20 protein-coding genes are annotated in these 18,780 nt (G+C 64.8%); 13 read left to right on the top strand and 7 right to left on the bottom strand.

Going from position 1 to position 18,780, the window contains the following annotated elements; all coding sequences use genetic code 11:
* Positions 1 to 108: 108 nt before the first annotated feature.
* The 4 genes from ACN6PJ_RS03795 to ACN6PJ_RS03780 all read right to left on the bottom strand — a co-directional run bounded on the left by ACN6PJ_RS03795 (position 109) and on the right by ACN6PJ_RS03780 (position 7,134).
* Positions 109 to 1,101: an SDR family oxidoreductase gene (locus tag ACN6PJ_RS03795; protein ID WP_427994577.1), complete on the bottom strand. Its 993-nt coding sequence runs from the start codon at positions 1,099 to 1,101 to the stop codon at positions 109 to 111.
* A 107-nt stretch (positions 1,102 to 1,208) separates the two neighbouring features.
* The gene (locus tag ACN6PJ_RS03790) at positions 1,209 to 2,690 is read right to left on the bottom strand and encodes an efflux transporter outer membrane subunit (RefSeq protein ID WP_427994576.1); all 1,482 of its coding nucleotides are present in this window, start codon (positions 2,688 to 2,690) and stop codon (positions 1,209 to 1,211) included.
* A gap of 20 nt (positions 2,691 to 2,710) precedes the next feature.
* Complete coding sequence (locus ACN6PJ_RS03785; protein WP_427994575.1) at positions 2,711 to 5,887, bottom strand: efflux RND transporter permease subunit; 3,177 nt, start codon at positions 5,885 to 5,887, stop codon at positions 2,711 to 2,713.
* Positions 5,884 to 7,134, bottom strand: coding sequence for an efflux RND transporter periplasmic adaptor subunit (locus ACN6PJ_RS03780; RefSeq protein ID WP_427994574.1), 1,251 nt, complete (start codon positions 7,132 to 7,134; stop codon positions 5,884 to 5,886). Before ACN6PJ_RS03780 ends, ACN6PJ_RS03785 begins: the two co-directional genes overlap by 4 nt.
* Before the next feature lie 226 nt (positions 7,135 to 7,360).
* On the opposite strand from ACN6PJ_RS03780, the gene ACN6PJ_RS03775 reads away from it, so the two are divergent.
* The 4 genes from ACN6PJ_RS03775 to ACN6PJ_RS03760 all read left to right on the top strand — a co-directional run bounded on the left by ACN6PJ_RS03775 (position 7,361) and on the right by ACN6PJ_RS03760 (position 9,602).
* Entirely contained in the window at positions 7,361 to 8,431 is a 1,071-nt protein-coding gene (locus ACN6PJ_RS03775; RefSeq protein WP_427994573.1) for a 2Fe-2S iron-sulfur cluster-binding protein, read from the top strand.
* Positions 8,432 to 8,499: 68 nt separating this feature from the next.
* Positions 8,500 to 8,979 (top strand): Cu(I)-responsive transcriptional regulator, encoded by a 480-nt coding sequence (gene cueR / locus ACN6PJ_RS03770; RefSeq protein ID WP_427994572.1) that lies wholly within the window; start codon positions 8,500 to 8,502, stop codon positions 8,977 to 8,979.
* Positions 8,980 to 8,994: 15 nt separating this feature from the next.
* Positions 8,995 to 9,333, top strand: coding sequence for an ISC system 2Fe-2S type ferredoxin (gene fdx, locus ACN6PJ_RS03765; protein WP_427994571.1), 339 nt, complete (start codon positions 8,995 to 8,997; stop codon positions 9,331 to 9,333).
* A 77-nt stretch (positions 9,334 to 9,410) separates the two neighbouring features.
* Positions 9,411 to 9,602, top strand: a complete 192-nt coding sequence (locus ACN6PJ_RS03760; RefSeq protein WP_427994570.1) for a heavy-metal-associated domain-containing protein — start codon at positions 9,411 to 9,413, stop codon at positions 9,600 to 9,602.
* A gap of 3 nt (positions 9,603 to 9,605) precedes the next feature.
* Here ACN6PJ_RS03760 and ACN6PJ_RS03755 read toward each other — a convergent pair whose 3' ends face one another.
* Entirely contained in the window at positions 9,606 to 9,785 is a 180-nt protein-coding gene (locus ACN6PJ_RS03755; RefSeq protein ID WP_427994569.1) for a hypothetical protein, read from the bottom strand.
* A gap of 249 nt (positions 9,786 to 10,034) precedes the next feature.
* Between ACN6PJ_RS03755 and ACN6PJ_RS03750 the strand changes: the two genes are divergently transcribed.
* Together ACN6PJ_RS03750 and ACN6PJ_RS03745 are read left to right on the top strand one after the other, a co-directional pair.
* Positions 10,035 to 10,466 carry an FCD domain-containing protein gene (locus ACN6PJ_RS03750; protein ID WP_427994568.1) on the top strand — a complete coding sequence of 144 codons (432 nt, stop codon included), beginning with the start codon at positions 10,035 to 10,037 and terminating at the stop codon, positions 10,464 to 10,466.
* An 83-nt stretch (positions 10,467 to 10,549) separates the two neighbouring features.
* Positions 10,550 to 10,855: a hypothetical protein gene (locus ACN6PJ_RS03745; RefSeq protein ID WP_427994567.1), complete on the top strand. Its 306-nt coding sequence runs from the start codon at positions 10,550 to 10,552 to the stop codon at positions 10,853 to 10,855.
* Positions 10,856 to 10,868: 13 nt separating this feature from the next.
* Here ACN6PJ_RS03745 and ACN6PJ_RS03740 read toward each other — a convergent pair whose 3' ends face one another.
* On the bottom strand, positions 10,869 to 11,222 hold the full coding sequence (locus tag ACN6PJ_RS03740; protein ID WP_427994566.1) for a winged helix-turn-helix transcriptional regulator: 354 nt from the start codon (positions 11,220 to 11,222) through the stop codon (positions 10,869 to 10,871).
* A gap of 47 nt (positions 11,223 to 11,269) precedes the next feature.
* Between ACN6PJ_RS03740 and ACN6PJ_RS03735 the strand changes: the two genes are divergently transcribed.
* The gene (locus ACN6PJ_RS03735; RefSeq protein WP_427994565.1) at positions 11,270 to 11,623 is read left to right on the top strand and encodes a hypothetical protein; all 354 of its coding nucleotides are present in this window, start codon (positions 11,270 to 11,272) and stop codon (positions 11,621 to 11,623) included.
* Between the two features lie 22 nt (positions 11,624 to 11,645).
* On the opposite strand, the gene ACN6PJ_RS03730 is transcribed toward ACN6PJ_RS03735, so the two are convergent.
* Positions 11,646 to 12,410 carry an IclR family transcriptional regulator gene (locus ACN6PJ_RS03730; protein ID WP_427994564.1) on the bottom strand — a complete coding sequence of 255 codons (765 nt, stop codon included), beginning with the start codon at positions 12,408 to 12,410 and terminating at the stop codon, positions 11,646 to 11,648.
* Positions 12,411 to 12,703: 293 nt separating this feature from the next.
* Here ACN6PJ_RS03730 and ACN6PJ_RS03725 point away from each other — a divergent pair, with 293 nt between their 5' ends.
* From ACN6PJ_RS03725 to ACN6PJ_RS03700, 6 genes are read left to right on the top strand one after another with little or no spacing between them, the layout of a single operon-like run.
* Positions 12,704 to 14,002, top strand: coding sequence for an ABC transporter substrate-binding protein (locus tag ACN6PJ_RS03725; protein WP_427994563.1), 1,299 nt, complete (start codon positions 12,704 to 12,706; stop codon positions 14,000 to 14,002).
* Between the two features lie 50 nt (positions 14,003 to 14,052).
* Positions 14,053 to 14,424, top strand: a complete 372-nt coding sequence (locus ACN6PJ_RS03720; RefSeq protein ID WP_427994562.1) for a hypothetical protein — start codon at positions 14,053 to 14,055, stop codon at positions 14,422 to 14,424.
* Entirely contained in the window at positions 14,425 to 15,852 is a 1,428-nt protein-coding gene (locus ACN6PJ_RS03715) for an MmgE/PrpD family protein (RefSeq protein WP_427994561.1), read from the top strand.
* A 20-nt stretch (positions 15,853 to 15,872) separates the two neighbouring features.
* Positions 15,873 to 17,027, top strand: coding sequence for an iron-containing alcohol dehydrogenase (locus ACN6PJ_RS03710; protein ID WP_427994560.1), 1,155 nt, complete (start codon positions 15,873 to 15,875; stop codon positions 17,025 to 17,027).
* Positions 17,027 to 17,941: a carbohydrate ABC transporter permease gene (locus tag ACN6PJ_RS03705; protein WP_427994559.1), complete on the top strand. Its 915-nt coding sequence runs from the start codon at positions 17,027 to 17,029 to the stop codon at positions 17,939 to 17,941. The genes ACN6PJ_RS03710 and ACN6PJ_RS03705 overlap by 1 nt, the downstream gene beginning before the upstream one ends.
* Positions 17,934 to 18,767 (top strand): carbohydrate ABC transporter permease, encoded by an 834-nt coding sequence (locus tag ACN6PJ_RS03700; RefSeq protein ID WP_427994558.1) that lies wholly within the window; start codon positions 17,934 to 17,936, stop codon positions 18,765 to 18,767. Before ACN6PJ_RS03705 ends, ACN6PJ_RS03700 begins: the two co-directional genes overlap by 8 nt.
* Positions 18,768 to 18,780: the final 13 nt, after the last annotated feature.

The raw sequence follows: 18,780 nt of genomic DNA, 5'->3' as shown, positions 1-18,780 counted from the left end.
CCATGCCGATGGCGCCGTCGCCGCGCCCGGCGTCCTAAGCGTCCGTCGCAGGCGCCGCGGCCGGATCAAGGTGCCCCGGGAACTACCTGCCTCTTCGCTGCGGCTGCATCAGCGCCGCCCGCGCAGCAACCATAGCGCCGCACCTCCCGCCAGCGCGACCGTCGTGACTACCGTGGCGCGCTGGTGCATGGCCATATGGGTGTAGACGCTGTGCCGGCGCCCGGAACGCTGCACGGCCGGATGCTCGCCACCCGCTTCATAAAGGGAATCCGTGCCCTGGCCCGCTCGCGCCGGCCCGCGCTGGCGCCGGAACAGCCAGGCCGCCATGCGGTCCGCGATGCCCGGCATGTTCTGGCCCAGCGCCGCGATCGCGCGAGACGCCCCGCCCACGTAAAGATCCCGCACCGGATGCCGCGCCGCGTGCAGAATCGCTTCGGCCACCATCTCGGCGGCGTAGATCGGCGGCGGCAGGTCCGGCTGCGCGTCCATGTAGTTGCGGGCGTGCACGGTGAAACCGGTGGCGATGGACGCGGGCTTGATCAGCGTTACGGATATCGGCGCGTCCTGCTCCTGCAACTCCATGCGCAGGGCGTCGGTGTAGCCCTTGACCGCATGCTTGGCCGCCGAATAGGCCCCCTGTAGCGGAACGGCGCGATCCGACACTTCGCTGCCCACGTTGATGATTGCGCCGCCGGAAGATTTCATGTGCCGCACAGCGGTCATGCAGCCGTAGACCACGCCCCAATAATCGGTCTCGAACAGCTTGCGCTGGTCTGCGATCGGCACCTGTTCCAACGTGCCGTAGATCGAAATCCCGGCATTGTTCACCCATGTGTCGACGCGGCCGTAGCGTTCGATGGCCTCGGCGAGAATGCGTTCGTGGTCCTCCTGGATTCCGACGTCGGCGACTACGCTGACCGCCGTTCCGCCCTCTCGGAGGATGTCCTCGACAACCTTCGACAAAGTCTCCTGTTGCCGTCCCGCCAGTACCACCTTGGCGCCACGGCCTGCGGCCATCCGCGCCGTAGCGGCGCCGATGCCGCTACCTGCGCCCGTGATCACGATGACCTGGTCGCGCAGTGGTTTCAGATTCGGTTTCATTGAAGCCTCCTGGTTGCGGCGGCCCGATAGCGCGCCGTCAGCGGCGCAGCAAGAAGCGTACCTGCCTGAGCGCGATGTCTTGCTCGCGCCGCGTGCCGCCGACGCCCTTATGCGCCGTCGGCGGATTGCACCGTATGCTCCGTCCATCCTCCCCCCAGCGCCTTGTACAGATCGATGAGATTGTTCAACCGCGTCAGGCGCGTCCGCACGAGAATCTGCTGCGTGCCGTACAAGGTACGATGGGCTTCGAGCAAAGCGAGGTAGTCGTCCATGCCTTCTTTGAAGCGTTGCTCGGCAAGGGCATAGGCATCGAGGCTGGCGGCTACCGATAGCCGCTCCGAACGGATCTGCTCGTCGAGCGTGCGCTTGCCCGCCAGGCCATCGGCCACCTCGCGGAAGGCGCTCTGGATCGCTTTTTCGTAGTTGGCGATTTCGATGCGCTTTTGCACATGCGCCACGTCCAGGTTCGCGAGAAGCGAGCCGCCGCGGAAGATCGGCAGCGTGATCCGGGGCAGGAAGCTCCAGGCCCGGGTGCCGGAATCGAACAGGCCGTCGAGGGAAGCGCTGGCGGTGCCCGCCGAACCGGTCAGGCTGATCGCGGGCAGGAAGGCGGCGCGCGCGGCGCCGATGCTGGCGTTTGCGCCGCGCAGCCTCTGCTCGGCCGCTCGGATGTCCGGACGGCGGGTGAGCAGCTCCGATGGCAAGCCCCCGGGCAGGTCGGGGGGCACGATGCCGTCCGGAAGCGTCGTCGCTGCGTCCAGTTGCCGCGACAGTTCCGGCGTCAGGGGCTGGCCTAGCAACAGCACCAGGGCATTGCGGTCTTTGGCCGCCTGCCGGGTATAGGCTGCGTGGTTGGCCTCCGCATTACGCAGCGTGATTTCCGCCAGGCGCAGATCCAGTTGGGTGGAATTTCCCGCCGCGGCCAGCTGGGCGGTCAGATCGTACGAATGTTTCTGCGCGGCGAGCGTGTCGTTCGTCAGGCGCAGCAATTCCTGATCGGCGCGCAGCGTGAGATAGGCGTTGGCGACTTCGGATACAAGACTCAGTTGCGTGGCGATACGGGTTTCGTCCAGGGCGAGGTACGAAGCCAGGGCCTGGTCACTCAGGCTGCGGATACGGCCCCAGAGGTCCAGCTCCCAGGCGGCCGCCACGCCGGCAACATCGTATCGCCGGCCGACGTAGGCGGCCTCCGTGGCGCTGAGTTCGGCCGGAACGCGCTCGGAGGCGCCGCTCGCGGCAAGGCTCAGATTCGGCAGCATTTCGGCGCGCTGAATGCGGTACAGCGCTTGCGCCGCTTCGACGTTGAGCGCGGCCCTGCGCAGGTCCCGGTTGTTGTCCAGCGAGATTGCGATCAGTTGCTGCAACAGCGGATCGCGGAAAAAATCCCTCCAGCCGATGTTTGCGGCAGCGGGCTCGTCCGGCTTTTCTGGCGCGTCCCGGGCGTATGCGGCATCCGAAGGGTAGGCCGCGTCGATGGGCGCCGCGGGGCGCTCGTACCTGGGAGCCAGGGAGCAGCCGGCCAGTGCGGCCGCGAGGGCCAACGGCGCCAGCGGTCGGGCCAGTCTGGAACGGGTGAAAGCGGTCTTCATGGTGAATGTCCTCCTGGCCGTCAGGCGTGCTGGTTGCCCGAACGGGCGCGGGTGCGACGGGCCTCGCGGCGCAGGGCCAGCCGGCGAACGACGACATAGAACACGGGCGTCAACAGCAAACCGAAGAGCGTTACGCCCAGCATGCCGGCGAATACCGCGATGCCCATGGCATGGCGCATCTCTGCGCCGGCGCCGGTAGCGAGCACCAGGGGAACCACGCCGGCGATGAAGGCGAACGAGGTCATCAGGATGGGCCGCAGGCGCAGCCGGGCGGCTTCCAGGACCGCCGCCAGCGGGTCGGCGCCTGCTTCCTCCTTGCTGCGGGCGAACTCCACGATCAGGATGGCGTTCTTGGCTGCGAGGCCGACCAGCACCACGAATCCGATCTGCGTGAAAATGTTGTTGTCCCCGCCGGAGATCCAGACCCCCGCGATTGCCGATAGCAGCGCCATGGGAGCGATAAGCAGCACCGCGAACGGCAGCGACCAGCTGTTGTATTGGGCAGCCAGGATGAGGAAGGCAAGCAATACAGCCAGCGGGAAGATGTATAGCGCCGAATTGCCGGCCTGTTTTTCCTGGTAGACCAGGTCCGTCCATTCGTAGACCATTCCTTCCGGCAGAGTCTCGCGGACGATTCTCTCCATGGCGTCGGTGGCCTCGCCGGACGAGTAGCCCGGCGCGGGGCCGCCACTGATGTCCGCCGAGGGAAAGCCGTTGTAGCGGATGACCCGGTCCGGGCCGGAGCTTCGGATCAAGGTCACGAACGCGCTCAGTGGAATCATGTCTCCGTTGGCGTTGCGTACCTTGAGCAGTCCGATGTCGTCGGCCTGCATGCGGAACGGCGCATCGGCCTGGGCCATCACCCGGTAGGTGCGGCCGAAACGGTTGAAGTCGTTGACATAAAGCGACCCTAGGTTGATTTGCAGGGTTTCGAAGACATCGGTCAGCGAGACGCCCAGGGACTTGGCCTTTACCCGATCGACGTCCACCTGCAACTGTGGCGCGTTGGTTTGAAAACTGGCCAGCATGTTTGCCAGTTCGGGCGTCTGCATCGCCTTGGCCATGATCTGGCCCTGCGTCTGTACCAGCGCCTCGAACCCAAGTCCGGCGCGGTCTTCGATCTGCAGCTTGAACCCGCCCATGGCGCCCAGGCCGGGCACTGGCGGCGGAGGGAAGATGCCCAGGAATCCATCGGGGATCTGGCTGAATTTGCCCATTAGCTTCCCGGCAATGGCGTTGGCCGAAAGCGAAGGATCCTTGCGCTCGTCGAAGGGTTTGAGCATGGCGAACATCAGCGCGGAGTTCGGCACGTTCACGGGTCCGTTGACCGACAGGCCGGGGAAAGCGACCACGCTTTCTACTCCGGGTTCGGCCAGCGCGATCTGGGACATCTGCCTGACCGCAGCTTCGGTGCGGTCGAGCGAAGCGCCGCTGGGCAGTTGGGCGATGCCGACCAGGAAGTACTTGTCCTGGGCCGGCACGAAGCCGTTCGGCACCTGGTGGAAACCCAGCCAGGTCAGGCCGACGAGACCGGCATACAGCATCAGTACGATCACGCTGCCGCGAACCGCCCGGCGCACCATCCCCACGTAGGCGTCCGACGCGCTGTCGAAGAAGCGGTTGAAGCGCCGGAAAAAGCCGCCGAGCGCGCGGCCCATGACGCGGGTGAGCCAATCGGATCCCGCCGCTTCGTGATGCGGTTTAAGCAGGATGGCCGCTAGCGCGGGCGAGAGCGTGAGCGAATTGATGGCCGAGAGTATGGTCGAGATGGCGATGGTCAGGGCGAACTGGCGATAGAACTCGCCCTGCAGCCCGGAGAGGAACGCCGAGGGGATGAAGACCGCCGCCAGTACCGAGGTGATGGCGATGATCGGCCCCGTGACTTCGTCCATGGCCTTGATCGCGGCCTGCCTGGGCGGTTCGCCGAGCGCCATGTGACGCTCCACGTTCTCGACCACCACGATGGCGTCGTCCACCACGATGCCGATAGAGAGCACCAGCCCGAACAGCGACAGCGTGTTCAGCGAAAAGCCGAAAACGTGCATGAGCGCGAAAGTGCCCACCAGCGATACCGGCACGGCCACGAGTGGAATGATGGAGGCGCGCCAGGTTTGCAGGAACACCACCACCACGATGACGACCAGCGCGATGGCCTCCAGCAGGGTAATGGCCACGGACTGCAGCGACGCGCGCACGAAGACCGTGGGGTCATAGGCGATCCGGTATTCGATGTCCTGCGGAAAGCCCTGTTGGAGCGCCCGCATCTTGGCCCGGACCGCGTTCGAGACGTCGATGGCATTGGCGCCCGGGCTCTGGATGATCTGCAGGGCCGGCGCCGACTCGCCGTCGAGCAGGCTGCGCAGGGTATAGGCGTCGGCGCCCAGGGACACCCGCGCGACATCGCGCAGCCGCGTGACCTGGCCATCGGCGCCGGTCTTCACGATGATGTCGCCGAACTGCTCCGTGCTGACCAGGCGCCCCAGCGTGTTGACCGTCACCTGGAAGGCGGCGGAGGTATCAGGCTGTTGGCCCACGGACCCCGCGGCCACCTGCACGTTCTGTTCCCGCAGGGCGGCGACCACGTCGCTGGCGGTCAGCCCGCGCGTGGCAACGCTGGAGGGATCCAGCCAGACACGCATGGAGTATTCTCCCGCGCCCCAGACCAGGACATCGCCGACACCGGGCAGGCGCGCGAGTTCGTCACGCACCTGTCGGATCGCGAAGTTGGACAGGTAAAGCGGGTCGTAGCGTTTTTCGGGCGAAACCAGGTGCACCACCATCAACACGTCAGGCGACGTCTTCTGCGTGACGACCCCGATGCGCTGCACCTCTTGCGGCAGCCGAGGCAAGGCGCGGGAGACTCGGTTCTGCACCTGGATTTGCGCCATGTCCGGGTCGGTTCCCTGCTTGAACGCAATGGTGAGCACCATTTGGCCGTCGATGGCCATCTGGGAGTTCATGTAGAGCATGCCCTCGACGCCGTTGATCACCTGTTCCAGGGGCGCGGCGACGGTGTCGGCGATCACTTCAGGGTTGGCCCCCGGGTAGCTCGCCGTCACTTGCACCGTGGGTGGTGTGACGGCGGGGTATTCGCTCAACGGCAGCTGCCAGAAGGCGATTGCGCCGGCCAGCAGCATGATCAAGGACAGGACGATGGCGAAGATCGGCCGGGCGATGAAAAAGTGGGGGAACTTCATTGGCGCGCCTCCGCCAGGTCCGTGTTGGCCTCGGCGGCCGCCGCGCTGTCCGCCCCGGCCGTCGCGACGGCGGCAGGCTGCATCGGCACCAGGTCAGGCGTGACCCTCATGCCTGGGCGCACCAGGCCTTTGATCACGATCTTGTCGCCGGCTTGCAGGCCGGCATTGATGATGCGCAGTCCGTCTGCCATCCGGCCCAGTTCCACCGCGCGGTACTGGGCCAGATTGTCCTTGTCCACGAGCAGGACATAGTTTTTTCCCTGGTCGGTGCCTACTGCCTGGTCGTCGACCAGGATGGCCAGGCGCTCGGCGCCGGTGGCCAGCCTGGCGCGGGCGAACAGGCCAGGCGCCAGCTGGCCGTCGGGGTTCGGCACCACGGCGCGGGCGCGGATGGTGCCCGTGCTCCGGTCGATCCGGTTGCCTACGAAGTCGAGCAAGCCTCGGTAGGGAAAGCCCTTGTCCGTGGTGAGTCCCAGGTCGACCGGCAGCGACGACTCGCCGCCGCCGGCGTCGGGCCGGGCCTGCCTCACCGCATTGAGGTATGTCGCCTCGTCAATGTCGAAGTACGCGTGTATGGGGTCGATCGACACAATCGTGGTCAGCAGAGTGGCCGCGCCGGCCGCGCCGCCGCTGACCAGGTTGCCTTCGGTCACGAGCACGCGGTCGACTCGTCCGGAGATCGGGGCGGTGATGTGCGCGTAGGATAGATCGAGCCGCGCCGCGGCCACCGCGGCCTTGGCCACCTGTACTTGCGCTTGCCGCGCGCTGCGCGCAGAGACGGCGTCATCGTAAGTCTTGCGCGACACCGCGCCGGTGGATACCAGGCGCCGGGCGCGGTCGAAATCGGCCTGGGCCTGGGTGGCCAGCACCTCGGCCTGGCGCAGTTGCGCTGCGGCGGTATCGAGCGCCACCTGGAAGGGGCGCGGATCGATCTGGAACAGCCGTTGTCCCTTGCGTACCAGGCCGCCCTCGGGGACGCTGACCGCATGGATGGCCCCGCCGACGCGCGAGCGCAGCTCGACAGTCTCGGGCGCGGCGAGGAAACCCGTGAAGTCGCTCGACGGCGTAATCGCGCGTTCGATGACCTCCGCCACGGGGACCCGCGGCGCCATGGACGCGTCCGTGGCTTCTTTCCGCGACGCTGCCGCCTTGCCTTCGTCTTCGGCGACGCCATAGGCGGAGAACGCGATGGCTCCAGCTGCCGTGATGACGCCTGCCAACACCGCAATCTTGAATTTTCGACGCATGGACATGTCCTTTCTTTGCAGCAGGGCCCCGGCCCTTCCGAAGCCTCTCTGCAGAAATTTCCGGCAAGGCTAGGCATTACAACGACAGGAAGGTCAAGCCTTGTGCATGCGTGCTTTTTTCCCGCCCTTGACCTTGCAATCGTGGGAAGGAATAGATTGAACCGGCCGCTTGAAAGGCGAGGCATAGATAGCCGTTCAACACCAACATGAGGAATCCGGAGCAGCCATGCAGAACAGCACCGACGGAAGCCATTGCGCTCGAGGCAGGCGTATCAGAACGGTCGATATCCGGCAGGTGCGAACCCGAGTGCCGGTTCTGGAAGGCCAGACCATTCTGGAGGCGGCGCTGCAGAATGGCGTCTCCTTTCCGCACGGTTGCCGCTCCGGTCGTTGCGGAAGCTGCAAGTCCCGTCTGATCGACGGCCAGATCGAGATGCTCTCGCATTCTCGCTTCGCGTTGACGGACGAGGAGAAGGCCGCAGGCCTGATCCTGGCGTGCCGCGCGGTCCCGAAAACCGATACTGCGGTGGCCTGGCTTGGCGCCGGCGACGAAGCGGCCGCAGTGCGAGCCCGGATGCGGCAGGGCACCGTCGTCTCCATCGACGACGTGACTCATGACATCAGACGTGTCCGGATTCGTCCCGATGGCACGGATGCGCTGGCATTTTTCGCCGGGCAGTATGCCGACATCAGGTTCGGGCCCTCTCCCGTACGCAGCTACTCGATGGCCAACCGGTCAGGCGACCCCGAACTGGAGTTCCACATACGCCGGGTTCCGGGCGGCGCGGCGTCGGGCTATGTCCATACTGTCCTGAAACCGGGGGACCGCATCGTGCTGGAAGCGCCGCGAGGTTCCGCGCATTTGCGCGAAGGCCATTGCGGACCGATCCTGTGCATCGCGGGTGGATCGGGATTGGCCCCCATCAAATCGATCGTCGAAACCGCCCTCGCACACGGGATGAGGCAGGCGATCCACGTCTACTTCGGCGCGCGGACGGAACGGGATCTCTACTTGGTCGACCATTTCGAAGCGTTGACACGCCGGCACGCCAACCTGGCCTTTACGACCGTGCTGTCCGAGGCGCAGGCCACGGCGCGGCGGATAGGCATAGTCACGCAAGCCGTTGCAGACGACTTCCCGGACCTGGCCAACTTCAAGGTTTACGTCGCGGGCCCGCCGCCAATGGTGGACGCGGCGATGGAGACTGCTTTCGGTCGCGGGCTGAATGCGGGGGATATGCACGCCGATGTTTTCTTCACCCCGCAGGGGCAGCCGCCCTCCGGCGCCGCCGGATGAAGGCAGGGCGCTTGACCTTCCCACAATGGCAAGCCTCAGGCTTTCTTTCATTGAACAAGGAGACTGCCATGAACATCGGTGAAGCATCCAAGGCATCCAGGGTATCGGCCAAGATGATCCGCTACTACGAGCAGATCGGGCTGATCCCCGCGGCGCAGCGGACCGCGTCGGGCTACCGCGCCTACGGCCGGGCCGACGTCCACCGCCTGCACTTCATCCGCCGGGCTCGCGACCTCGGGTTTTCGGTGGCCGAGACCAGCGACCTGTTGAGCTTGTGGAACGATCAATCGCGCCAGAGCGCCGACGTCAAGCGCCTGGCCCAGGCGCACCTTGCCGAACTGGACCGGCGTATCGACAGCATGCGGCAGATGGCGGAGACGCTCAAGGCTTTGATCCGGTGCTGCGCGGGCGACGAGCGGCCCAACTGCCCCATCCTGCACATCCTCGAACAACCCGACAATGGCGGCCCGGAGTCCGAAGCCCGCACAGGGGCCGTGGCGCGTCGCCCTCGCGGAAACCGGTTGGCCAAGCGCGCGCCGTCCTACTGAGCCCTGGAGCACGATATGCCAATCATCACCGTTCTTCCGCATGCCGATCTGGCGCCCGAAGGCGCCGTGCTGGAAGCGCCAGCGGGCTCTTCGATCTCCGAGGCCTTGCTCGCAAATGGCATTGAAATCGAGCATGCGTGCGACATGAGCGGCGCATGCACGACCTGCCATTGCATCGTGCGGCAGGGCTTCGACTCCCTGAATGAGATCGAGGATGGCGAGGACGACCTGCTCGACCGCGCCTGGGGGCTGGAGGCGCAGTCGCGCCTGAGCTGCCAAGCGATCGTGGGCCCGGAAGATCTGACTATCGAGATCCCCAGGTACACCGTCAACCATGCCAAGGAGAGCCGTTAGGGTCGACCCCGGCGCTTGACCTTCCAACCGTGGCAACGGCCAGACTGCCTGGCATCCCAACCCGAAAGGAGCATTCCATGCAATTCCATCTCGACGACATGACCTGCGGGGGATGCGCCCGCACCGTAAAGGCGGCGATCCAGTCGGTCGATCCCGACGCCGGTATCGTTACGGATCCACAGACCCGCCTGGTCCAGGTGCAGACCTCGGCATCCGAGAAGCAGATAACCGAAGCCTTGCGCGAAGCCGGTTATCCGCCGCGCGCGTAGCCATTAGGAGGCTGCCGGCCTGGGCGTCGTCGCCAGCAGGATCTGGTGCGCGGCGTCCTGGCCGTGGCGCGCCTCGAGTGCCGCCTGGTAATCCGGCAGCGGCGCATGGCGCTTCGAATCGGGCGATGCGGGCCCGCCGACGCTTGCGGTGCGAAACAGCCCCTTCGCGATGGCGGCCTCCACTCACGACAAGCCGGTGTGCCACGCGATAACGGGTATGCTCGAAGCCGTAGCGCCCTGTTGCGTATTCCAGGCGCAGAACGAATGAGGCCAGGCCGGTGGAGACGAAGGTAAAGCGCAGGAAAACGAGCGGCGCGGCGCGTAAGCCCAATCTGCGCGAACGCGTGTATGGCATCGTCCGCCAACGCATCCAGAGGGGTTTGATCCGCCTGGAAGACCGTCGGGTGGATCACGATATCGCGCATGAACTGCATGTCGAGATCCGCACCTTGCTCGAGCCCCCCCGCCGCCGCTTCCGCGTCGCTGCACGCGGACCCCAAGGGCCTGGCCGGAATGAAGGCCGCCCTGGAGCAGGCCGAAAGCGCGCACCTCCGGACCGACCTCGACGATTTCATGCGCAGCAATGCGCGCTTGCGGCTGGTCTGGCTCGCCATGGTGCGCAATCGCGAATTGGCCGGCGCGATCTCGCGCTATATCGATCACGTGCAGGGGGTGCGCCTGGTGACGATGGACGACCGGCAGGTCCGCAGCATCATCCTGGACGGAATGCGGGGCCTGTGCGAAGCCTTGCTGTCCGGCGACGCCGAACTCGTCCGTATCCGCATGCTTGGCCACGCGCGCGCGGCGGCCGCCTGCTACTACAGCGCGTACCAGAAGATTTTCGAGTCGGGGAAGGGGAACTGATGGCCAGCTTTCGGGCCTACCATCTTTTCGCTCCGCCCCATGTATCCGCATGGCTGTCAGAGCGCCGGTAAGGAGCGTCCGCCTTGTTTCTGTATTACCGAATCAGTTTCGTCTTGAGCGTGCTGGCGCTCGCGGTCTGGATGGTCGGCATTGGCACGTATGAGGCTCCGCGTTATGGCGACGGCTATGGCCCCGACGCCTTCGGCGTCCTGCTTTACCTGTCGTTGTGGCCGGTAGGCCTCCTGCTGGCGCATTCGAGCCTGCTCGCCTGCTTCGCGCGCGCCAAGCGGCCCGCGACGATCCTGCAAGGCCGTCGGGGGATCTCCATCCATCTTGCGCTGTGGGCGGGTTTTCTCGCTTACGCGCTGTATGCGTTCTATCCGGGCTGAGTTCCGGGCCCGCCTAGGCAAGGGCCGGCGGGTCGGGGAGACTCTCGCAAGTGCCGCCGCTTTCACTGGCGCCGGCCATTGCGGAACCTTCAAGCGGCGCCGCGTTGCCGTTCCACCAGTCGCCCAATGCCTCCAGCAGCGGCACGAGCGCCCTGCCCGAGGCCGTAAGGCCGTACTCGACGCGCCTGGGATATCCGTCGAAGTCGGTCCGACGGACGATGCCCGCCAATTCCAGCTTGCGCAATTCCAGGGTCAGCATGCGGTGGGAGATCGTCGGATTGTCGCGGCGCAGGTCGCTGAAGCGCTTGGTGCCCTCTTTGAGGTAGTAGATCAGCAGCGTCGGCCATCTGCCGCTCAGGACCTGCATGATCTCTTCGATGGGGCAGCGCGATCGGCGTTGTGTTCTCGGAGACCATGGCGATTGCGAGGTGGATCGAGAACCGGGACATCGAGCGGCGCGTCAGTTTCGATCCTCTCTCACCGGAGTCGGATCGAATGCACCAGTTCATCGCGTTTCTGAATACCGGCTTTACCGCAGGTCCGACGCTGGGGGACGCCGTTCTGGTCGGCGTGGCGCGTTGGCGCGATTTCCATGGCGTTGCCGATCCGTCCCGTTGGCCCCGGCTGGCCGCATTGCGGCAACGCCTGGAAAACGACCCGGCCGTGAAGTACGCCACCGCGCTGGAGGCGGGCGCAAGCCCGCCCGGCTCGGGCCCCTGCAAAGGCCACGTGCCCCTGCAGACACTGATATCGACGTACGGGAAATAGGCCGAGCGCTTGCGCAAGCGCCTTACGGGCTGCCGTGGCGGAACGCCCGTTGCAGGCGATCGGCGGCAGCGCTCAGCAGCGGCAGGACATCCTTCACCAGCTTTTCCCGGGAGTAGTCTTTCGTGTTCACGGAAACGGCCAGTCCATATCGCTGGGCTCCGGCCTCCACCAGGGTGCCGATGGCGGAATAGCCGATACCCAGGTCTTCCTCGACGAGCGACCAGCCGCGCTTCCTGGTCTCTTTCATCTCCTTGGCCAGCTTGCCGCGATGGACGAGCGTCTTGGACGTCATCTGCGAAATCTTCATGCTGGCCACGTATGCGTCGATATCGTCGGATTGCGAGATCAGCATGCGGCCCATGGCGCTGCAGTGGGCGGGCAGGCGGCTTCCGACATGGATGTTCATGGTGACGAGCTTGCGCGTTTCGAGCGACGCGATGGAGCGGGCCACGACGACGACTTCATCTCCTTCCAGCAAGCCCAGGTGCACCGAGCCGCCAACCGCGTCGGCCAGCACCTCCATTTCGCTTTCCGCCATAAGGGGCAGCGACAGACTGGACAGCGCGGCGTATCCGAGTTCCAGCACCAGCGGCCGCAACTGGTAGCGCTTGGTTTCTTCGTCGTGGCCTACATAGCCTTCGTCCTGCAGGGTCCGCAGGAATCGCAGGCAGGTCGCCTTGGTCAGATTGACGCGAGTGGAAATCTCCGTGAGGGATGGCGAGGGAATGTCATTGAAGACTCGAACAATGGCGAGACCTCGCGAAAGCGAGCGGTTTGAAACGGTCACGGTATCTCCGATTTTTGCGGACTTATCGTTGCCACAAAGACTAGCGCGGAAGCACTCATTTTTCGATATCTTCCGTGCGATGGCACCTAGTGTAAATGGGCGGCGGCCTGTCGTTCCTCGTCCCTGAAAGATCAAAAAACCTGAATGTATTCAAGGGCATCCGCCGCAATTGCTTGCTGCGGTGCAGAACAACTTGTTCTTGCATGTTCAAATTTTGCCGCCTAGTATTGGTTTAAAGAGCGACACAGTGGTTCATTAAGTGAACCATGAGATGATAACTAAAGGAGACATGCATGCATACCCTATTTGGTTCCATCAGGCGCGTGTTGACGACGGTGCTGCTGGCATCGTCGCTCGTTTCCCTCGCAGCCCATGCGCAGGAGCCCGTGAAGCTGACGCTTTGGTTCACCGATTCGCGGGCGCAGTACAAGACCTGGCTGGAGAAGTCGGCCGCCGAATTCCGCAAGGCCAACCCCAACGTCAGTTTCGAGATCGTGCAGATGTCTCCGAACGACGCCTACATCAAATGGCCCGCCTCGATCGCGGCAGGCAACCAGCCGGACATCACCTGGATGTTCTTCGCGTTCTCGGCCTGGGTGAACGACATTCCGGGCGGCACGCTGGCGCCGATGGACGACGTCATCAACGCGCTCGGCAAGGACAAGTTCCACCCCGACGGCCTGTCCGCGTGGCGCTACAAGGACAAATACCTCGGCATTCCGTACACGCGCCAGCCGTTCTATCTTTTCTGGCGCAAGGACAAATTCGCCGAGGCTGGGTTGCCGGCGCCGAAGACCTGGGACGACATCATCAACGCCGCCAAGGTGCTGCACAAGCCGGAGAAGGGCCAATACGGCATCGCCATAGCGGGCAAGAACGATTGGACCGTGCGCCAGAATTTCGAGCTCGTGCTGTATTCCAACGGCGGCCACCTGCTGACCAAGGACGGCAAGGCCGCGTTCGATAACGACGTGGGGCGCAAGGCGATCGATATCTACACGGCGCTTTTCAAATACACGCCGCCAGGCTCGTTGAACGCTGCCTATGCGGAGGTGAACCGGAGCTTTGCCACGGGCACCGCAGCGATGGCCATCTCGCTTCCTGTGGCGCTTAGCCAGTTCCACGACGCGAATCCGGGCAAGGCCGGGCAGGTCGGGGCGCTGATTCCTTCCGACGCCGGGCTGGCCATGACCATGCAGAACAACAAGGGATGGTCGATCTTCGAGAAGTCCAAGCACCAGGCCGAGGCGAAGAAGTTCGTGCAGTTCCTGTATGAAACCGACCAGTACGCAAGAGGCCTGGAGGCCAGCGCGCTGGGCGGCCTTGCGCTGTACGACGATAAGCAGGCCGTCGACATGTACTTCGACCGCGTGGGCTCGGTGAAGGCCTACCCCGACGTGGTGAAGACCTTGCTTTCGAACCATTCGGGCTACTACTCGGGCATCGACTGGTACGGGCAGAACCCCAAGGGCGGCCTGGTGGGATCCAAGGGGATCGTCGAGCGCAACCTGAACATGCATCTGGCCAAGAAGCAGGACACGGCCCAGACCGCCCAGGCCATTCAGCGCGAGCTGAAGGAAATTTTCGACTGACGTTCCGGAGAGGGGCTCCTCTCTGCTTTCCAATCCATCGGAGAAACAGCATGCAGGATGACACCATCCTTGGCACTGGGTTGCGCACGCTTGCGCAACGCTGGGAGCGCAATGGATACCAGTTGATGAGCCGCCGCCTGGAAGGCGCGCTGGGGCGGGAGTTCCGGTTCGAATGCGCCGGCGAACCCGCCATGAGCCTGATGTTGACGGCCAAGACCGCCGCCATCGGGCCCGCCGATCCCGCGCAGCCCGCGTACGCGACCATCGCCATGGGGCCCGGCGACTGGAAACAGGTCTTTTCGGGGAAATGGTCCGTGATGACGGTCGTCCTGGGGGGGCGCAGCAATTTTCCCAAGCATGAACGCCGCTACATCATGCAGCTGTCCATGCTCATGCAGGCACTTTTGCTTCTGGAGGCATAAATGGGCGCGTCGGATATTCAGCAAGCGCAGGGGCTGGCGCGCGAACCGGTCACCATGGAATACGCCAGGTTCGCCGCCGGGCTGGGCTATGACGCGCTGCCGGAGGCAGTCGCGGCGGTAGCGAAAGACCAGATCCTGGCCACGATCGGATCCTGCCTGGCAGGCTCGCGCATGCCGGGCGCGGAGTCGTTGCGCAGGGGGAGCCGGATTCTGGGCAGCGGAGAGGCGGCCACGCTGTTCGGCCTGCCGGAAAAGGTGCCGGCGCCGGCCGCCGCCCTGTACAACGCGGGCACCGGCCAGATCATCGAATGGGATGACTGGGTGCTCATAAGCCATACTGGCGCCTGTGTCGTGCCCACGGCTTTTGCCACCGGCGAAGCGTGCCGCAGTTCGGGGCGCGACGTGGTGACGGCCGTCGTCATCGGCAACGAGGTGGCGGGGCGGACTTCGCGCGCCATCCAGCGAGGCGCCTATCTCGGCAACGGCATGCCCAACCATCAGGCCGAAGCGTCCCTGGTGGCCGGCCACCTGATGAGGCTCGACCCCATCGCATTGGCGCGGTCGGTCAGCCATTCGGCCTACCTCGCGATGGAAAACTGCTTCCTGGGCTGGGCGAGCGATTCCAAGGTGCTGGTCAATGGCTTGCCGGCGATGTGGGGGATCGTTTCCGCCAATCTCGCCAAGGAGGGCCTGATCGGCAACCTGGACATGATCGAGCATCCCGCGGGGTACCTGGCTACGGTCTCCGAAGAGGTGGATCACAGCGAGCTGCTCAAGGGGCTGGGCCAGGACTGGTACACCTTGACCCTGAACACCAAGCGCTATCCGTCCTGTGCGTACAACCTGGCGGCGATCGAATCGGCCATCACGCTGAACGAACGCCTTGGATCCGAAGCCACTCGCAGGATCCGCAAGATAGTCATCCAATGTCCCGGCGTGACGATCTACGTCAGCGGACGCTATCACGGCTTCGAGCCGGACATCCGCGAACTGATACGGGACGACAAGCTGAGCCACATGGGCCTGTGCTTCGACGCGGGCTATGCGGTGGCCGCCGCGCTCGTCGACGGGAAGCTCACCTACAAGCAGTTCCTCAAGGAACGGATCTTCGACCCCGAAGTCGCCCGCCTGCACGGCATCGTCGAGTACCGCACCGATCCCGACATGCAGAAGGCCTACTACAAGGACTACCAATACGGCTCCCGCGTGGAGCTGCACATGGAGGACGGCTCAGTCCTGCACGAGGAGCGCAAGCAGTTGCTGGGCGCGCGCGATCGAACCTTCGACCACGTCGAGAAGTTCATGGAAGGCGCGGAGGACGTGCTGCCCCACGCCCAGGCGTGCGAGGCCGCGGAAGCGCTGCGCTCGTTGGAAAAGGTCCAGGACATCAACGAAGTCGGCGCCCTGCTGCGCCCCAGAAATCGCTGAACACCGAGAGGAAAAACGACATGAAGAACTTCTCCACCGTATGGCCGCGCGACATGGTTTTCGGGCGCGGAGCGCTGAGCCAGCTGGGCGCCCGCGCGAAGGCGTTGAACGTGCGGCGCATGCTGATCGTCACCGACGCCGGGCTGGTCAAATGCGGCCTGGCCGAGAACGTCGCGCGGACGCTCGCCAAGGATGGAATCGAATCCCGCATCTTCGGCGAAGTGCAGCCCAACCCCACGATGACCGAGGTGCGGCGAGGCGTTGCGCTGTGGCGCTCGGAATCCTTCGACGGCCTTCTCGCGCTGGGCGGCGGCAGCTCCATGGACGCGGCCAAGGCCATCGCGACGACGCTGCTTTCAGGCAAGGAGATCGTGGACCAGGTCACCAACGGCGTGGACCACCTGCCCGGGGATCCCGTTCCATTCTTTGCCGTTCCGACAACCTCCGGCACGGGCAGCGAGGCGACCTCCGCGGCGATGGTGAAGGACGACGATGGCCGGAAGTACCTGATCCGCAGCCTGCGCTGCAGGCCCGTCCTGTCGGTGCTGGATCCCGAGATCACGGCAAGCGTTCCGGCGCGCATGACGGCGGCGACCGGCATGGACGCGCTGATCCATGCCATGGGCGCCTACACGAACAGCAGCCAGCATCCCATCGCCGACGTCCTCGCGCTGGAGGCGATCCGCCTGGTGATGGAGAACCTGCCCCGCGCCGTGCAGCGTGGCGACGATCTCGACGCCCGGGAGAACATGATGCTGGCCAGCCATCTGGCGGGCATCGCCATTTCCTGCAAGGGCAACGACGCCGTGCACGGCCTGTCCACCCCGGTCGAATCCCTGCTGGACGTGACGCACGGGGAAAGCCTGTCGGCCATACTGCCGCACGTGGTGGCCTTCAACATCGAAGCCCGGCCGGACCTCTACGCGACGATCGGGCGCGCGATAGGCGCGGCGGACAGGAACGCAAGCGATCAGGCCGCCGCCCGCGCCCTGCTCGAGCGGGTGACGGCATTGCGCGACGAGATCGGCGTTTCGCGCGCGCTGGCTCCGCTGGGCGTGAAGCCCGACATGATCGAGCGCTTGTCGGAGCTCGCGGAGAATAGCCGCTCCACGCTGATCAACTGCCGCAAGATGTCGCGTAGCGACATCCAGGCGATGTACCAGCGGATGCTCTGATGGACGCGCCCGCCATTTCCATGTGGCGGCCGGGCCCCAGGCTGGCCCGGCACAGCCTGCCTTACTTGTTGATGGCCCCAGCGCTCGTCCTGCTGACGGCCTTGACGCTGGTGCCGCTGCTGTACTCCATCTTCCTCAGCTTCTACGAGGCGCAGCTGGGGTTGGGGCTGGGGCGTTTCGTCGGCCTGGACAACTATGCAGCGGTCCTCCAGGAAGCCCGGTTCTGGACCTCGGCGTGGAACACCGTGATCTGGGTGGCGGGCTCGGTTTCATCGCAGATCATCGTGGGAGTCGTGCTGGCCGTAATCCTGGACCGGCTGGTCATCGGGCGCAACGTCTTCCGCGCGGCCCTGTTCCTTCCATGGGTGATGCCGGTGGCCGTGATCGCCTATCTGTGGCGATGGATTCTCAATCCGCAATCCGGCATCGTGAACGTCACGCTCAGGAATCTGGGATTCGATTGGGGGGCGACTCTGCCCTGGCTCTCGGAGCCGGACACCGCCATGGCCAGCGCGTTGTTGATCAATCTCTGGCGGGGCGTTCCGTTCGTGCTGATCATGGTGGTGGCGGCCCTGCAAGGCATTCCCAAGGACGAGTACGAGGCGGCGCGCATTTCGGGCGCGGGCGCGCTCCGCGAGTTCTGGTACGTCACGCTGCCCAACCTGAAGCTGATCATCGCGACCCTGGTGCTGTTGCGCACCATGCAGATCGCTAACAACTTCTCGCTGATGTGGCTGCTGACCGGAGGCGGGCCGGCGGACTCGACGGAAATACTGCCGATCCTGGTCTATTTGAAGGCCTTCGGCGCACACCAGTTCGGGCAGGCGTCCGCGCTTGCGGTCCTGCTGTTGATCGTCCTGATGGCAGTCGCGGTGCTGTATGCGCGGGCGTTGAGGGAGCGCAACCATGCTTAGGAAACCGACTCCCGGCGTGCTGTTCGCCTACGCCACCGTGATCGCGACCACGTTCGCGGTGCTGTTTCCTATCGTGTGGATGGTGCTGACAGCGATCAAGCCCACCGCCGAGATCTACTCTCCGGAAGCATCGTGGATCCCCGCCACGATAGACTGGTCGCATCTGCGTTCCGCATGGCTGGAGAAGAACTTCAGCGTCTATTTCCTCAATAGCCTCATCGTGTCCACGGCCACGGCGGTCTTCAGCACGGCCGTGGCCATACTGGGGGGCTACGCGCTGTCGCGCTTCGAGTTCAGGGGAAAGCGGGTGCTGGGCGCGTTCGTGCTGGTGATCTATCTGGTGCCAGTCATTCTTCTTGCCTTGCCGTTCTACCTGCTGCTTAGCGAGCTCAATCTGCTGGACACACGCACCGGGCTGATGCTGGCCGTGTCCACCTACGCGGTGCCGTTCTCGGTATGGGTGCTCAAGGGGTATTTCGCCCAGGTTCCCCCCGAGATCGAAGAGGCCGCCATCGTGGACGGCGCCAGCCGGATCGGCGCCTTGTGGCGAGTGGTCTTGCCGGTTGCGCTGCCAGGCATCGTGGCGACCTTTCTCTTCTGTTTCATCCTGGCCTGGGACGACTACCTGTTCGGCTTGATCATCATCAACTCCGACAGCATGCGCACGCTGCCCCTGGCGGTTGGATTGCTGGCGGCGGATTACTCGGTCACCGACGGCCAGATGATGGCCATGGGCACCATCACGACGGTTCCCATCATTTTCCTGTACCTGTTCTTTCAACGCTATTTCATCAGCGGCCTGACCTCTGGATCGGTCAAGGGCTAGCCCATAGGAGACA

The sequence above is a fragment of the Achromobacter sp. genome (genome assembly GCF_050285585.1).
Taxonomy (GTDB): domain Bacteria; phylum Pseudomonadota; class Gammaproteobacteria; order Burkholderiales; family Burkholderiaceae_B; genus Achromobacter.
This window is presented reverse-complemented; position numbering and strand designations above follow the sequence as displayed.

Coding starts and splice junctions, on each gene's coding strand:
- ACN6PJ_RS03795 (WP_427994577.1), bottom strand. CDS start 1,101: ATGAAACCGAATCTGAAACCACTGCGCGACCAGGTCATCGTGATCACG.
- ACN6PJ_RS03790 (WP_427994576.1), bottom strand. CDS start 2,690: ATGAAGACCGCTTTCACCCGTTCCAGACTGGCCCGACCGCTGGCGCCG.
- ACN6PJ_RS03785 (WP_427994575.1), bottom strand. CDS start 5,887: ATGAAGTTCCCCCACTTTTTCATCGCCCGGCCGATCTTCGCCATCGTC.
- ACN6PJ_RS03780 (WP_427994574.1), bottom strand. CDS start 7,134: ATGCGTCGAAAATTCAAGATTGCGGTGTTGGCAGGCGTCATCACGGCA.
- ACN6PJ_RS03775 (WP_427994573.1), top strand. CDS start 7,361: ATGCAGAACAGCACCGACGGAAGCCATTGCGCTCGAGGCAGGCGTATC.
- cueR (WP_427994572.1), top strand. CDS start 8,500: ATGAACATCGGTGAAGCATCCAAGGCATCCAGGGTATCGGCCAAGATG.
- fdx (WP_427994571.1), top strand. CDS start 8,995: ATGCCAATCATCACCGTTCTTCCGCATGCCGATCTGGCGCCCGAAGGC.
- ACN6PJ_RS03760 (WP_427994570.1), top strand. CDS start 9,411: ATGCAATTCCATCTCGACGACATGACCTGCGGGGGATGCGCCCGCACC.
- ACN6PJ_RS03750 (WP_427994568.1), top strand. CDS start 10,035: ATGTCGAGATCCGCACCTTGCTCGAGCCCCCCCGCCGCCGCTTCCGCG.
- ACN6PJ_RS03740 (WP_427994566.1), bottom strand. CDS start 11,222: ATGCAGGTCCTGAGCGGCAGATGGCCGACGCTGCTGATCTACTACCTC.
- ACN6PJ_RS03735 (WP_427994565.1), top strand. CDS start 11,270: ATGGCGATTGCGAGGTGGATCGAGAACCGGGACATCGAGCGGCGCGTC.
- ACN6PJ_RS03725 (WP_427994563.1), top strand. CDS start 12,704: ATGCATACCCTATTTGGTTCCATCAGGCGCGTGTTGACGACGGTGCTG.
- ACN6PJ_RS03720 (WP_427994562.1), top strand. CDS start 14,053: ATGCAGGATGACACCATCCTTGGCACTGGGTTGCGCACGCTTGCGCAA.
- ACN6PJ_RS03715 (WP_427994561.1), top strand. CDS start 14,425: ATGGGCGCGTCGGATATTCAGCAAGCGCAGGGGCTGGCGCGCGAACCG.
- ACN6PJ_RS03710 (WP_427994560.1), top strand. CDS start 15,873: ATGAAGAACTTCTCCACCGTATGGCCGCGCGACATGGTTTTCGGGCGC.
- ACN6PJ_RS03705 (WP_427994559.1), top strand. CDS start 17,027: ATGGACGCGCCCGCCATTTCCATGTGGCGGCCGGGCCCCAGGCTGGCC.
- ACN6PJ_RS03700 (WP_427994558.1), top strand. CDS start 17,934: ATGCTTAGGAAACCGACTCCCGGCGTGCTGTTCGCCTACGCCACCGTG.